Annotated in this window: 16 protein-coding genes; 14 read left to right on the plus strand and 2 right to left on the minus strand. The window is 46.3% G+C overall.

The window, feature by feature from the left end; genetic code table 11:
* Nucleotides 1-79: 79 nt before the first annotated feature.
* A complete protein-coding gene (locus BLD48_RS06540; RefSeq protein ID WP_236629954.1) occupies nt 80-1,600 on the plus strand; it encodes a GGDEF domain-containing protein in 1,521 nt (506 codons plus the stop codon).
* A gap of 60 nt (nt 1,601-1,660) precedes the next feature.
* Here the strand turns inward: BLD48_RS06540 and BLD48_RS06545 are convergent, their stop codons facing one another.
* Complete coding sequence (locus tag BLD48_RS06545) at nt 1,661-2,290, minus strand: FusB/FusC family EF-G-binding protein (protein WP_071499488.1); 630 nt, start codon at nt 2,288-2,290, stop codon at nt 1,661-1,663.
* A 114-nt stretch (nt 2,291-2,404) separates the two neighbouring features.
* Here BLD48_RS06545 and BLD48_RS06550 point away from each other — a divergent pair, with 114 nt between their 5' ends.
* The 3 genes from BLD48_RS06550 to BLD48_RS06560 all read left to right on the plus strand — a co-directional run bounded on the left by BLD48_RS06550 (nt 2,405) and on the right by BLD48_RS06560 (nt 4,140).
* Nucleotides 2,405-3,148 carry a hypothetical protein gene (locus tag BLD48_RS06550; RefSeq protein WP_071499489.1) on the plus strand — a complete coding sequence of 248 codons (744 nt, stop codon included), beginning with the start codon at nt 2,405-2,407 and terminating at the stop codon, nt 3,146-3,148.
* A 63-nt stretch (nt 3,149-3,211) separates the two neighbouring features.
* Nucleotides 3,212-3,661, plus strand: coding sequence for a general stress protein (locus tag BLD48_RS06555; protein WP_071499490.1), 450 nt, complete (start codon nt 3,212-3,214; stop codon nt 3,659-3,661).
* Nucleotides 3,662-3,690: 29 nt separating this feature from the next.
* Nucleotides 3,691-4,140: a universal stress protein gene (locus BLD48_RS06560; protein WP_014969373.1), complete on the plus strand. Its 450-nt coding sequence runs from the start codon at nt 3,691-3,693 to the stop codon at nt 4,138-4,140.
* 61 nt (nt 4,141-4,201) lie between these two features.
* On the opposite strand, the gene BLD48_RS06565 is transcribed toward BLD48_RS06560, so the two are convergent.
* A complete protein-coding gene (locus BLD48_RS06565) occupies nt 4,202-4,393 on the minus strand; it encodes a hypothetical protein (protein WP_071499491.1) in 192 nt (63 codons plus the stop codon).
* A gap of 147 nt (nt 4,394-4,540) precedes the next feature.
* On the opposite strand from BLD48_RS06565, the gene BLD48_RS06570 reads away from it, so the two are divergent.
* From BLD48_RS06570 to BLD48_RS06610, 10 genes are all read left to right on the plus strand, one after another.
* A complete protein-coding gene (locus BLD48_RS06570; RefSeq protein WP_071499492.1) occupies nt 4,541-4,984 on the plus strand; it encodes a MarR family winged helix-turn-helix transcriptional regulator in 444 nt (147 codons plus the stop codon).
* Between the two features lie 35 nt (nt 4,985-5,019).
* Nucleotides 5,020-7,689, plus strand: a complete 2,670-nt coding sequence (locus tag BLD48_RS06575; protein ID WP_071499493.1) for an MMPL family transporter — start codon at nt 5,020-5,022, stop codon at nt 7,687-7,689.
* A 73-nt stretch (nt 7,690-7,762) separates the two neighbouring features.
* Entirely contained in the window at nt 7,763-8,614 is an 852-nt protein-coding gene (locus BLD48_RS06580; RefSeq protein ID WP_071499494.1) for an MBL fold metallo-hydrolase, read from the plus strand.
* A gap of 88 nt (nt 8,615-8,702) precedes the next feature.
* Complete coding sequence (locus BLD48_RS16580; protein ID WP_255366248.1) at nt 8,703-8,831, plus strand: hypothetical protein; 129 nt, start codon at nt 8,703-8,705, stop codon at nt 8,829-8,831.
* Nucleotides 8,832-8,950: 119 nt separating this feature from the next.
* A complete protein-coding gene (locus tag BLD48_RS06585) occupies nt 8,951-9,655 on the plus strand; it encodes a hypothetical protein (protein ID WP_071499495.1) in 705 nt (234 codons plus the stop codon).
* A gap of 182 nt (nt 9,656-9,837) precedes the next feature.
* Nucleotides 9,838-10,998 (plus strand): ROK family transcriptional regulator, encoded by a 1,161-nt coding sequence (locus BLD48_RS06590; protein ID WP_071499496.1) that lies wholly within the window; start codon nt 9,838-9,840, stop codon nt 10,996-10,998.
* Nucleotides 10,999-11,233: 235 nt separating this feature from the next.
* The gene (locus BLD48_RS06595) at nt 11,234-11,716 is read left to right on the plus strand and encodes a hypothetical protein (RefSeq protein WP_071499497.1); all 483 of its coding nucleotides are present in this window, start codon (nt 11,234-11,236) and stop codon (nt 11,714-11,716) included.
* Between the two features lie 28 nt (nt 11,717-11,744).
* On the plus strand, nt 11,745-13,055 hold the full coding sequence (locus tag BLD48_RS06600; RefSeq protein WP_071499498.1) for an ABC transporter substrate-binding protein: 1,311 nt from the start codon (nt 11,745-11,747) through the stop codon (nt 13,053-13,055).
* A gap of 75 nt (nt 13,056-13,130) precedes the next feature.
* The gene (locus BLD48_RS06605; RefSeq protein WP_071499499.1) at nt 13,131-14,096 is read left to right on the plus strand and encodes a carbohydrate ABC transporter permease; all 966 of its coding nucleotides are present in this window, start codon (nt 13,131-13,133) and stop codon (nt 14,094-14,096) included.
* Between the two features lie 13 nt (nt 14,097-14,109).
* Nucleotides 14,110-14,895: a carbohydrate ABC transporter permease gene (locus BLD48_RS06610; RefSeq protein WP_071499500.1), complete on the plus strand. Its 786-nt coding sequence runs from the start codon at nt 14,110-14,112 to the stop codon at nt 14,893-14,895.
* The last annotated feature ends 9 nt before the right edge of the window (nt 14,896-14,904 follow it).

Here is a 14,904-nt window from a genome sequence, read left to right on the forward strand (position 1 = left end):
GATAGTAAAAAAACAGAGTGACTTGCCGATAAACATATAGGACAAACGAACTAGACAAAAAAAGGAGAGGGTGTGAACGGTGTATAAACTAATCTATGCAGTCATCGGTGGATGGATTCTGTCGCACACGTTGTGGTTAGGCATCGTTGGTACATCCTCCGACCTTTCAAAAATAGGAAACAGTCTTTTTATGATTGTTGGAACCCTTTTATCGATCGGCCTGTTGATTTTGGCGATTCGTCGTCATCCAAATCGTCCGTTTACACGGCGGTTATTTTTATTGCTGCTGTTCGGAAACATCTCACTGGCAATTGGAGAAATGGCTCAATTGATCCTGGATACCTTGCAATTAAAACGAGTCGGACCGTTTGACGGAATTGATTTGGTTTTCAGCATGCAAATTGGATTTTATTTGCTGGCGTTTTGTTATTTCTTAATCAGTCGCCGGGCACACGTCAATCTTCGGTTCTTTTTATTTGATGAGTTGATCATTTTGATTGTCACAGGGGCAATCTCTTGGCATTATCTCGTCACCCCGTACCTGGAGCAGGCAAGTTTATTCAGTTTCGAGACATTGTTATTGTTACGTTATCCCCTTGGAGATTTATTATTGCTCGGCGGGATGCTGATCTTATTTTTTGGGGTCATGAAGCGTGGGAATAGTATTCCTCTGTTGATGATTTTAATAGGATTTCATCTGCAGCTTTTCGCCGATCTGTTATATGTTGCGCTTTACCGAGCTGATTTTCCGGTTTCGGTCATGTGGCTTGATCCGATTTGGTTAGCCACGGTCTTGTTGATTGGAGGCGCAGCGATTTTATTTGATGTGGATGAACGGCCACTCGACTTGAAAATCAACCGCCAGATTCTTGATGGGATCCGCTTGGTCACACCCTACATCTTTTTATTGATTTTATTTGTGACGATGGCACGGCAAGCCGTCAGTTGGAATGGCTTGACGATTGGTCTGATGATTGCGATTCCGCTGTTGATTTCACGGCAAATCCGGATCGTGATGGAGAACCAACGGCTGCGTGAGAATCTTGAGGCGAAGGTCGATGAGCGGACGGCGGCGCTTGAACAAGCGCTTGAAGAGATGGAGCATATGGCCTACCATGATGCCTTGACCAATCTGCCAAATCGTTATTTGTTTGCACGTCTGTTTAAAGAAGAATTGCGCCGAGCAGAAATTCATCAACGGTTCGTCGGTTTGTATTTTATTGATATTGATCACTTTAAACAAGTAAACGATACGTACGGTCACCAAATCGGCGATCAGCTGATCATCGATATTGCAAATCGTCTAGAAAAAAGGTTACCCCATAATACGGTCATCTCCCGACAAGGTGGGGATGAGTTCGTTGTCTTGTTATTTGATGTCAAAGACGAGTCGGACATTGAAGACTGTGGACAACAGCTGATTGATTTGTTTGAACGTCCGTTTATTCTTCACGCGACACCGGTTTTCATGACGGCGAGTATCGGGGGAGCGATTTATCCGACACATGCAACGTCACGCAGTGCATTGATTGAACGTGCAGATATCGCGATGTACGAAGCAAAACGGCGTGGGAAAAATCAGTTTCATGTCGAAGTTTGAAGGGTGATGAAATGAAAGAGGAGCTGCGCCGTAAATAGGCATGCTCCTCTTTTTTTGAGATCATTTCATTTTCGCTAATAATTTTTCAAGCGACGACGGATCGGTCACTTGTTCGTTACACTGGTCGCTGTCGATACACATGTAGTTGCCGACTGCTCGGTAGTGGTCAGATTGATGGGTACGAGCAGAGACGAGTGTGACATCGCTGTATTGATGACAGATCGTACAAATCCCTTTTTGAATCGTAGGCAGATACGTACTTTCGATGCCGACCCATTCACCATCAAGCCGGTAGACAAAAAATTTCTTTTTATTGCCCGTGTCGTTCCAACTCACATACGTGGTTTTGAGGAAGTCGATGGACTGGATAGGTGGGATCCGTAATTTTTTAGTCTTTTTAAATAACTGCCGCAACTGCGATTCGCTGAGTGCCGGAAACGGTTGAACATACGATCGAAGCTGTTCGAGATAATGGATCAAATCGGATTCGGTCTGAACGGTACGAATGTGCATCAAAAGTTCTTCTTGATCAGGCGTCAGAACAGGAAGTAAATCAAAGATTTTTTGGGCGGCACTATAGATGACAGCATCCAGTACATCGGCGTCATGAACGGTGGTTAATTGGCGGGTCAACAAATCAACTTGCCCCCGAATGAAATTATAATGAAAAGGCTTGATGAAAGGTTCCATATCGAATCGCTCCTTTGTAGTCCTCTATTCACTAAAACACTTTTCTCAAAACAGTATTTTTTTGTTTTCGTCATCTGTCCTGCGGGAAATAAATACTTGAGGAGGTGTACAGTCATGCAACAGTTAACCGGACTCCGCATATTGAACTTGATCAGTTTTATATTTGTCCTCTTGGCACGTGTGGTCTGGTATGAAGCACCGGTGGGAGAACGTCTTGGCATCATGCCGGCACCGTTCATTGATGCGATTTTCGGTGTCGTGTATACAACTTTATTGATCTGGTGTATTCGACCGGTTAAAGCGTACCCGGCAGACCGTACATTGATTCTCGATATGAGCGGGTGGTTCATGCTGACGATGATTGGCTATGGTGCCAGCAGCATCATCGGTCCGCCATGGGAGCTTGTCTTGACGACGATTTCTTTTATTGCTTTATGCATCATTTATATGAAAATTCAACATCATCCGAACCGTTCCCCCTGGATGCGTTCACCGTTTTCGGTATTTCTTGCCTGGTCGAGTATTCAGATTTTAATTCTACCTTTTCGGATCTTACGGGACTTTCGATTTGACGATCTATTTGGACTGACGACGTCGGAATGGGTCACAGTGATGCTGATTCTTTTTGCGCTTGGAGCCGCATTTTTTATTTTCGTCCATACCGATTGGGTATTCGGACTCGTCATGATTTGGTATTACATCGGTCTGTTCTTTAATGGGCAGTTGACGGATTTTCAACAGGGCATCACGGTCTTCAGTGTCATCATTGTCACCGCAGCGGTGATTGTCGTCTTTCGAAAACGGGAGAAACTGTTTGCGAAAGAAAAAAGACCGGTTTCCCAAGAAAACAACAGTTAATGACGTTGCTTTTCAGTTTTTGGGGTATATCCCTTATAGAAGTATAAAAGGGGGAAATGACCAATGGGGAAAAAACAGTTGATCGGTACGTATGAAAATGAGACGGATTTGATTCGTCAGATTGAGGATTTACATTTCGCTGGTTATCTAGAGGAAGACCTATACGTCGTCTTACAAGATAAAACGGACATGGCGATGCTGCGCGGACAATCGGCCGCACAACTCGTTTCCGGGAAACGGACGTTGTTTGAACGGTTTACAGGAAAAGGTGTCACGGATGACGAGACACGTAACGCATTTCATTCGCTCGGGCTCAAAGAAGGCGAACTGGAACGACATGTCGCGAGTGTGAGAAGTGGTGCTTACGTGCTGCTTGCCGACGAAGAAGGGGCAAAACGTCCAGCGCCAGAACCAAAAAGTATTTTAGCGAGCGAACCGGAAGGCATCGAGGCAGAACGGAAGCTTGATCATGAGAACCGCGCGCTTGAAAATGAAAACGATCGGATGTTGTAATCGTGCCTGAGTGGAAAGGGTGAACAACGATGGATAGCCATTATCATACGATTTTAGTAGCGGTCGACGGATCAAAGACGGCGGATTTAGCTTTTGAAAAAGCCGTCCAGTTCGCGAAACTCGATCAAGCCAAGCTTGTCATCGCACATGTCATTGATATTCAGACCTTTGCGAACGTCCGGGCCAATCAACGGTTCATTGATCAAAATGTAACTGAGTATGCGCAGGAGTTACTCGATAAATATGAGAAACGGGCGAAGGAAGCCGGTTTGGAAGCGGTCGAACTCGTCATCGAAACAGGATCACCCAAAACGTTGATTCCGAAAGTCATCGCGCCACGGGTCGGAGCCGGATTGATCGTCTGTGGTGCCGTCGGGATGAACGCGATGGAACGGATCATGATCGGAAGTGTCTCTGAAAACATCTCCCGGTATGCGAAGTGTGACATCTATATCGTTCGTCCCAAAACACTCAAATAAAGGAAGATACAAAAAGCTGTTTCGATTTCATCGAAACAGCTTTTTTGTCTGCTGATCTAAGTCAGGTTAACAAATAATAAAAGATTCCGAGAATGATCAAGATGACGGGTAATAAGACCAAATACATCCAGGACATGCTTTTCGCCGTTTGACTATTGCTGTAGGTGTCCTCATTCCGACTCTGTCCGACCATCACTGTAAAAATAAGTCCAAGTACACAGATCACTAATGCAATCCAGAATAATGCGGTCATTTGTAGTCCTCCTTTACCTCTGATGATGCTCACTCTCATCATAACGAAAATTGGATTTAGATGTCAGGATAATTGTGACAGTTTGGAGTTGACGCTATCTGGTTTAGGGGCTAAACTACTTATATGAGTTTAGGGGGTAAACTAATTATGAAAGAGAATCTTCGAGAAGCCGTACTGTTGTTTGAAGAGGTGATGATTCACGGGACAGAACGGGTCCTGAAATCTGTTGACTCGCCGGTCTGGCGTCTCTACTCGCCGGAGCAACTCCATTTGTTGAAACTGGTCGATAAATACGGTCCGGTCGCGTCAGGTCGGATTGCCGTCATGCAAGGAGTGCATAAAAGTGCGATTTCGAATCGGTTAAAAAAACTGAACGAACATGGTTTAGTCGAAGTCGAACGTTCAGAAGATGATCATCGGACAAAACGAATCGTCTTGACGGAAGCCGGACGAGAAGTCGTCGAGGCTTCGAACCAGGCGATTTACAGTTATTTGGAGCAATTGATTGACGGCAAAGTCGATGATGAAGAAATCAAACAATTCATCGAAACGTTCCGGAAAGTCAAAGCGATTTTGAAGATTGAAGATTAATTCAGAAAAATAGAGACAGAAGAGGTGGAACAGGAATGCGACAAATCGTCAAATGGCGTTGGCCGATCGTAATCGTCTTGTTGCTTGCAACAGTCGGATTATTTTTAGCAGCACCGAACTTATCGAAACAAGCAGAAGAGGCTGGGGCAATCCAGTTAGCAAGTGATGCAGATTCACAACGGGCAGCCGATATTTTAAAAGCGGCTGGTGCAAGTGAAGAAACCATTTCACTCGTCATCCCCTTAAAAGAAGCGGTCACAAAAGAAGACCGGACAGAGATTGGTCAAATCGTCAAGGATTTAGAACAACTGGATGAGCCGGTCACAGGCGTCTTGGATCCATTTGAAAGCAAGGAAACAGAAGGCCAGCTGATCTCAAAAGATAAAAAAACGGTCCTCGTTCCGATCACAGTCGATGGTTCACAAGAAGAGATCACGACACTCGCTGAACAGATTCGGACCGATCTATTACCGGACGACCGGACGATTTATCTGACGGGTGAATCGCTCATCAATGCGGACGTCAATACGAGTTCACAAGAAGGGTTAAAACGAACGGAATTAATCACGGTTGGACTGATTTTTGGTCTGTTGCTGATTGTCTTCCGGTCAATCGTCACACCATTTGTTCCGTTATTCGCAGTCGGCGTGACGTATTTGATGAGTCAGTCGTTTGTCGCCTTTTTCGTCGATTGGTTCGGATTCCCCGTCTCGAACTTTACGCAAATTTTCCTTGTTGCGATTCTGTTTGGGATTGGGACTGATTACTGTATCTTACTCCTCAGTCGGTATAAAGAGGAATTAACAGCAGGACACGATGTGGAAACCGCAATCGTCAACACGTACCAAACGGCGGGGCGGACATTACTCATCAGTGGTCTAGCCGTTCTCGTCGGTTTCTCAGCGATTGGGTTTGCCGATTTCCCTATCTTTAAATCATCCGTCGCCGTTGCGGTCGGAATCGCTGTTCTCTTACTTGTTCTGTTCACACTCGTTCCATTCTTCATGGCGACGCTCAAAGAAAAGTTATTCTGGCCGTCGAAAAATGCCGCGAGTCATAAAGACAGCCGATTATGGGCACGGTATGGTGGATTGTCGATTCGCCGCCCGCTCCTTGCGATGGCAATCGTCGCCGTCATCACAATTCCGACACTGTTTACGTATGACGATGATCTGTCATTCAATACGGTCGATGAGATCGGTGCGAAGTATGAGACGGTCAAAGGGTTAAATGCAATTTCAGACGGCTTTGGTGCCGGCGAATCATTGCCGGTCAATATCATTCTAAAAGACGATCAGAAACTCGTGACGGAAGAAACGGTCCCGTATGCGGAGCAATTGAGCCGTGAACTTGTTAAACTCGACGGGGTCAAAGCCGTTCGTTCGATTTCACGTCCGACTGGTGACGTCATCGATGATCTGTATGTCGACCAACAACTGAAACAAGTCGCAGATGGTCTGACGGACGCGAAAGACGGACTCGGTGAAGTCGGTCAAGGACTTCAGACGGTCGAAGAAAACCTGAACACGATCAGTGGTCAGATTCCAGCAGGTGACCAAGCGACAGCAGGTGCCGCACAGTTGCAGCAAGCAGCAAACGGTCTCGGTCAAATCAATCAGCAGTTGGCACTTGTTGGTCAAGGTTTACAATCTGCCGAAAACATCCCTCAAACAGTTGGGACGTTGACAGCATTATCCGGTCAATTAACACAAATTCAAACGGGTATCGCGCAAGCGGCAACCGGAATTGAAACGCAAGGCGCACAAGCCGGTCAACTCGGGGGCGGATTATCACAACTCGCGGATGGAGTCGGTTCTGCCAACGAAGGACTCGGCAAGATTGAAGCCGGATTGACCGACGCCACCGATTTCCTCAAAGAGATGGGTGAATCCGAAACGATTCGTGGCACGGGGATGTTTATCCCGAAAGATACCCTGTCGAGCAAAGACTTTGAACCCGTCATCGAACGATATACGATTGATGACGAAACCGGATTGAAGTTCGAAGTCATCTTAAACGATGATCCGTATTCACCGGAAGCGATTGAAACGGTCGCTGCCATCAAGAAAACAACAGCCAGCACGTTAAAAGATACACCACTCGAGCAAGCGCAAGTGGCTTACGGTGGTATTTCAAGTATCAACAGTGATTTAAATGATACGTCAAAAGCCGACTTTACCCGGACGGTCGTCATCATGATCGTCAGCTTGTTCGTCATCCTTGCGGTCATGTTCCGTTCGTTGATCATGCCACTGTTTATGATCGGTTCCTTGTTATTGACGTACTATACGTCGGTCTCGATTGCTGAATTGATTTTCGTCAATGGACTTGGTTACGATGGGATCAGCTGGGCCGTTCCATTCTTCGGATTCGTCATGCTCGTTGCGCTTGGGATTGACTATTCCATCTTCCTCCTTGATCGCTTCCGAGAAGAGACGATCAACGGATTGGATACTAAAGAAGCCATGTATGTCTCGATGAAGAAAATGGGCTCGGTCATCATTACGGCGGCGATCATTCTGGCCGGAACGTTTGGTGCCATGATGCCATCCGGTGTTCTCAGTCTGGTCCAGATTGCGACCATCGTCATCACGGGTCTCCTGTTGTACGGATTGATTGTCTTACCACTTCTGATTCCAGCGATTACGGTTTCGTTTGGACCAGGTGTCTGGTGGCCATTCCGTCAAAAACAGAATAAGAAGTAAGTGAATGAAACTGATCCATCCGGACATCATCCGGATGGACTTTTTCGGTATACTGAACAAGGAGGCGATAACCATGCAACAATTTAAACAGTTAACCCATCGAATTTGGTACCAGACACCGGTCAGTGAGACGGATCGGCCCATCGTCGCGGTGATTGCGGGGGACGACCGGAGTCTCGTCATCGATGCCGGAAATTCGAGTCAACATGCTGCACTATTTTTAGACGAGATGAAAAAACAAGGGCTGAAACAACCGGACCTCGTTGCATTGACGCATTGGCACTGGGATCATATCTTCGGAATGAAACAGATGGCCGTGCCGACGATTGCGACAAAACGGACGGTTGAAGAGATGCAAAAGATGATGGATTACGAATGGTCGGATGAGGCACTTGAGGAACGGATTCAGCAAGGGATTGAAATTCCGTTTTGTGCCGATGCGATCAAATTGGAGTTCGGAGCAAACCGGGACATCGAGATCGTCTTGCCGACGATTCAATTCGAAGGGCAACTTCAAGTGGATCTTGGTGGTGTTCAGTGTCTCCTGCGGCAAGTTGAAAATGATCATTCGCCTGGGAGTGCGTTGATCTATATTCCACAAGAACGGGTCCTGTTTTTAGGGGATACGATGTATGCGGATATCTTTTCTGCCAAGTGGAACTATACGACTGACCAAACAACCGGGTTACTGGATGTCATCGCGGAATATGACGCCGACTATTACGTCTGGTCACATGGAGAAGCGATGCCAAAAAACGAATTTAAACAAGAAGTCAGCCTGTTGCGCCGGGTGATTGAGGTGACGAAGCAAGCTTCGGGACAGGTGTCCGACATGCGCCGGTTGTATCGTGAGATGGTCGGACGGGACTTGACGACGGATGAGGAAGAAACACTCGTATTTTTTGCAAACGGAGCTAAAAAATAATTCAAGCGAATCGGCAGGTTTTGTGCGGTCCAAACGAGAATTGCTTACTATATAGAAAAAATTGGATTTTAGTGAGGGAGTTCTAACGATGGAGCACAGACCGAAAGATCGGAATGAAGCAGCGAATCGTGTCTTTTTTGGAACAGGTAACATCTTTACGGTCATTTTAGTCATTGGATTTGCTTTGTATCTGTTGTATCAATTTTACGTTCGATGACGTGATCACCCTGTCCTTCAAGGGTGATTTTTTTCGTTTTAGGGGAGTGCAGGCGAACCAGATATTGGGTAATCCTTAACAGAGGACAAAAAGAAAACTCATTAGAAGGAGGCACCCCTATGAAACGCATCCAGATTGCCGACTTTGATCGTCGCATGCCACCACTTGAACTGCAGGAAATGGATGATTATTACGAAACGGTATTTGTCTTAAACTACGATGAACTGTATCCGTCAACACAAGTACGGACGATTCAGTTAGCTGATATTTATGTCAATCTTGTCATTACGCCAGAAGGTACCAAGCTCGTCTCGGCACTGTTCTTAAAACCGGTCGAAGTCTCGGACATCGTCTCGTGGATGCAACTGTATACGATTAGTTTTGCGACAGCTGATGCGTCCGGGTATTACGCGGAAGAGGCTGATGAAATTTTAGAAATCGTTTTATACCAGGGAAATCCGATTGTCATTGCGACGAGAGGAACGGACCGCTTGTATTATGAGACAGAAGGAGCGATTGAGATGCGGCGAGAATCCAGTGAAGTCATTGGAAAAAAACCATTACTGTATCTAAACGGAGAGGCCTGGTTTGGGGTTCCCCACCTTGAATTCAATTCAAGTCAGGATGAAATTCATGTCAACGGAACATTTTTGTTCGCAGACTACATGGATACGTACCAAGGCCGTGTCGGTTTTTTTCGTAAAGCAAATCCCGATTTACCGGTCGTCCTATTAGTTGGGGAAGCGATCATTGAAGTGGAATTGACTGAAAACCCAGATGGGAGCCGGGTCCTCGTCATCGAACAACCATATGATGAAGCATGATTGCAACTAAAAATAGATTCGAAAAATGATTTTGAACACAGGTGGCAACCAGACCATGTTTCCCTCACAAAAGTTCGTCAGGAAAAAGTCAGAGACAGAGAATCCGGACGGAATCATGAAATCCCTTACAAAATATGCGAGAATAAGAAAAGAGACATGAATGGAAGGGATGCGGGGCGAACATGGTCAAAGAGATGCCACGAAATTCAAAGTGGATGCGATCCTACAATCGAGCACTCGTGTTACGTTTGATTCGGATGCATCAACCGATTTCACGAGTCGAACTGGCACAACAAACAAAATTGACAAAACCAACCGTGTCGAATATCGTAGGCGAATTGATCGCGGATCAGCTCGTGACGGAACGTGAACTGGGTGTCTCGAACGGGGGACGAAAACCCATCTTACTCGAACTGGTTGCGACGGAACAATACGTCATCGGAATTGACGCGACGAGTCACCGATTCATTGGAGTTATTGCTGACCTCAGTGGTAATACGATTCATGAAGTGGAAGCGGTTGGTCAATTCGATACGAATGAAGAGATGATTGAAGCGGTCAGCCGACTGTGTGACGAACTGATTCAAGCGACGAATCAGGTCGGGACCATTCATGGAATCGGGATTTCCGTCCACGGAATGGTGAATCCGGAAACGGGAGTCATCTTATTTGCACCACGTTTTCATCTGCATGACGTGGCGTTAAAAAAACATCTGGAAGCCCATTTTTCCTACCCGGTCTTCATTGAAAATGATGTGCGGGCACTAGCTTCCTTTGAACTTTTGTTTGGCGAAGGCGTCGGCGTCGATCAATTTTTCTACCTATATGCAGGGGAAGGGATCGGGGGAGCATATGTCCTCGATGGAAAGCTGATTGACGGAGAAAATCATATCACGGGTGAAGTGGGGCATATGCGGCTTGATTTGGATGGACCAATCTGTTCGTGTGGAAATCGGGGATGTCTTGAAGCCTTGGCCGGTGAGAAGGCATTGCTGCGCGATTTTGAAGCGATCGACCCGCAAGTCAAGACGTTGACCGATCTTCGGCGACGTCTGACGGAAGGGGATTCCCATGCGAAAGCGGCTTACCACCGGGCAGGCGAATACATCGGCATCGGTGTCTTGAATACGATTCACTTGATTAATCCCAAACGTATTTTACTGGGGGGACCGACGTTTGAACTGGCCCCCTCGATCGTCGACCAGATTAAGGAGCGGGTCGCCCATACGGCATTGACGACGGCTTCACGTGAAACCGATGTCAAGATGGTTCCGTGGAGCGAAAAACAAGGGGCGCTCAGTGCGGCTGCCTTGGCGACGAATAGTATTTTCCAAACGATTTGATGCAAGCTTGTGAGGACACGGTGAAATCACCGAGTGCTCATAAGCTTTTTTGTCGTCCATTTGGCCTGAAAAAATATTTTTATGAAAACGTTTACAAAATGAAACGGCATGTGCTATAGTTTTCTTAAAGTTAGATAATAAATTTAATTTACTAAGTTTTCATCAACTAGTGGAGGTGGATGCAGACCGGCAGGGACCGGTTAAGCTGAAACAGAAAGAAGGGGGCGTCGCGCAGATGGAAACAGAGAATTTATGGGTTTCCTACCGTGAAGCTTTCGGGCGTTACGGAGCAATCCGTGGCTTTTATATGAACCGTTTGACAGGGCAGATGACGGAACAACAACCGGGAGATGAGCGGTCTGCGGATCAAGATGGCGTTCTCGTTCGTCCACGGCAAGATGGAGTCTTTCAATTTCGGATGTCGTCCGTACAAGGGGTACTGACGATTCGGTCTTCAGAGCTTCACCTTCGAAAAAATGAGAACGGATACATTGAATTACGGGTGTTGATGCAACAGATGCGAGCAGCCGGTTGTTTGACGCTCGGCGGTGAATTTTATCTGTTCGTCGCACGGGAAGTCGATACACTCGACTATCGCCTCCGACTGATCGCGCGGGTTTTGATTCAACTGCAACGGATGCCGATTGGTACGGAAATCATCGAACAATGGTGTCAACAGGCAATGAATGAAGGACATCAGCTTAAAAAATACGCTTGACCACTCACATACAAAGGGGATCACTCACATGAAATTCAAAAAATCAAAAGTTATCGCAGCCGCTTCAGTCTTAACATTATCAGCACTTCTCGCTGCGTGTGGCGGCGAAGATGAAAAACAAGCAACAACAAAAGACGGCAAAACAATCATTTCCTGGTGGGGTTGGGCACCTCAGCCGGAAGCTGGTAAGGAAGTCGTCGATGCGTTCAACAAATCGCAGGATAAATACGTCGTCGAGTTCAAACGGTACAGCGAAGACTATGAAAAACAACTTCAAGTCGCGATGTTGTCAGGTAAGGGACCAGACATCATCGGTCTAAAAGAACCAATGATTCAGCAATATAAAGACCGTGTCGTACCGGTTGATTCGTACATGGACAAAGCAGCCGGCAAAGGCTGGAAAGATAAATTCGTCGAGCTCGGAATCGAACAGACGACGATCGACGGCAAACAATATGCGGTCCCAATCGGATTTACAGGTCAAGCCTACTTGATGTACAACAAGACGATGCTCGACAAATACGGCGTAACGCCACCAAAAAACTACAAAGAAACAGTTGATGCCGTCAAAAAAATCAAAGCATCCGGTGATAAAGTCATCCCATTGATGTTAGGTGCAAAAGACGCCTGGATCGATATCGATGTCTACAACGTCTTAAGCCATCAGGTCGCACCAGGTTACATCCAAAAAGTCTTATCGGGTGAAGCAAAATGGACGGATGACGAGATGGTCAAGACAGCACAAGTCTGGCAAGACCTGTTCGAAGATAAAGTCTTCCAAGAAGGAGCACTTGGCCTTGCGACATACAATGACGGGATGAATCAATTCTTCGATAAAAAAGCAGCGATGTGGGTCATCGGTTCATGGGAAGCCCATTCGATGACAACAGCAGAGAAAAAAGACAAATGGAAAATCAAAGATGAGCTTGGATTCACACCACTTCCGAACTTAGCAGGTGGAACAGAACAACCAATCATCGCATCAATCGACATGGCGCTTGCCGTCAATAAAGAATCAAAACAACAAGAAGGTGCAGCAGAATTTGTTGCCTTCATGAGCCAAGGTGAAGGACAAGAAGTCTACATGGGCGAGTTCGAAATGGCACCGGGCATCAAGGAAGTCAAAATTGATTCAGATGCGGCCTTCACATCTGAAGGGGAAAAAGAGTCATACAAAATGCTGAACGAAACACTTTCTAAAGCTGTAGCAAGCCGTGGTATCCGTGATACAAAACTTAACGATATCCTCGGTAAGGAACTTCAAAATATCGCGACGGGTCAAAATCCGAAAGAAGCACTCCAACGTGTGCAGGATGCAGCCGATCAATCGAAAAAATAAGAACGATACAGTGAAGTGGTGCGCCCTGCGTGCCACTTCCTGATTTTTAAAGATCAAGAAAGTGGGGAAATCGTTATGCAGACAGAGCAACAAGAATTACCGATCAAACCAAAAGTCGAAACGCTGAAACCAGCACCACGTTCAAACGTTCCCAAAAAGAAAAGAAAAGGCAAAATGAAGCAAAACATGGTCGGTTGGGCGTTCGTCGCACCCATCGTCCTGTTTGTCGTCGCGTTTATCTACTACGGGATTTTCTATAACGCCTATAACTCCTTCTTCTCATGGGATGGGATTTCGTTTGATAAAGTCTTCGTCGGGTTTGAAAACTACGCGGAAATGTTCCGTGATCCGGATTTCTACCTCTCACTTAAAAATACGTTCATCTTCACGATATTAACCGTCACGATTCAAGCCTTTATCGGTCTTGTTCTCGCGTACTTCCTGCACACACAGGGACCGTTACGGACGGCGATGAAATCGGTCTTTTTCTTCCCGGTCGTCTTGAGTCCGGTTGTACTCGGTGCCGCTTTCTCACAAATTTACGACTTCCAATTTGGTTACATCAACGAGTTTCTCCGGGCAATTGGTCTCGGCAGCTTGGAACAAAACTGGCTCGGTGATCCGGATATCGCACTTTATTCGGTCATCGCCATCAACATCTTCCAGTGGACAGGTTCATCGATGGTCATGTATTACATGGCGATGCTGACGATTGAAAAAGAAATTTTTGAAGCCGCTAAAATCGATGGGGCCGGATTCTTCCGGACACTTTGGAGCATCGTCTTCCCGAACTTAAAAGGAACGACGTTCACGTTATCGATTCTCGGCGTCATCGGTGGTCTGAAGACGTTTGACCTGGTCTGGATCACGACAGCCGGCGGACCCGGTTCTTCAACAGAGTTCATCTCGACTTACCTGTTCCGTAAATCGATGCTGCAACAAGAAGTCGGCTTTTCAAGTGCCGTCGCCATCATCTTGCTTACAATCGCCTTGCTGATCACGTATATCCAGTTACGTGTTCAAAAGAAAATGGATAACTAAGGAGGAACGTCCCATGAATGTAGAATCTAAAAAAAGCCGCTGGATAATTAACCTCGTTCTCATGCTCGCTTCCATCGTCTGGCTGTTCCCGATCTTCGTCATGTTCAAGGAAAGCTTACGTGTCAACGGGTTTGAAAACTATATCGCGACGCTGCAAAATCCGAATTTCCCGACATTCGTCTTCAACAGTTTCTTCGTCGCCTTCTTCATGATCATCATCTCGATCACGATCCTGGCGTTTGCGGCATTTGCGTTCTCAAAACTCGAATTCGCCGGAAAACGTCTGTTGTTCAACATGATTTTAGCCGGCCTGATGTTACCGGTCGCTTCGATGATTGTTCCACTGTTCTTTACGTTACGGTCATTTGACGGACTCAATAATCATTGGGGCTTGATCGGAGCGGAAGTCGCCTTTTTCCTCCCGTTTGGCTTGATGCTGATCAAAGGATATTTTGATGAATTACCAAACGAATTAATGGAAGCGGCGTATATTGACGGTGCGACAATCTTGGAGGTCTTCTTCAAAGTCATGTTGCCGCTGGCTAAACCGGCTCTTGCGACAGCATTGATCTATGCTTTCCTCAACTCATGGAATGAGTATTTGATGGTCCTGACGTTCATGACGGATCCGGCCTATCAAACGGTCACGATGGCACCAAGCTTCTTCAAAGATGCACTCGGTGGTGACCCGGGGAAAATCTATGCGTCACTCGTCTTAATCAGTTTACCGACGATGGTCTTCTATATCTTCTTCCAACGTTTCTTCCAAAAAGGAATGACGGCAGGTGCAGTAAAATAATTTGTTTTG

The sequence above is a fragment of the Exiguobacterium sp. KRL4 genome (assembly GCF_001870785.1).
In the GTDB taxonomy this organism is placed as follows: Bacteria; Bacillota; Bacilli; order Exiguobacteriales; family Exiguobacteriaceae; genus Exiguobacterium_A.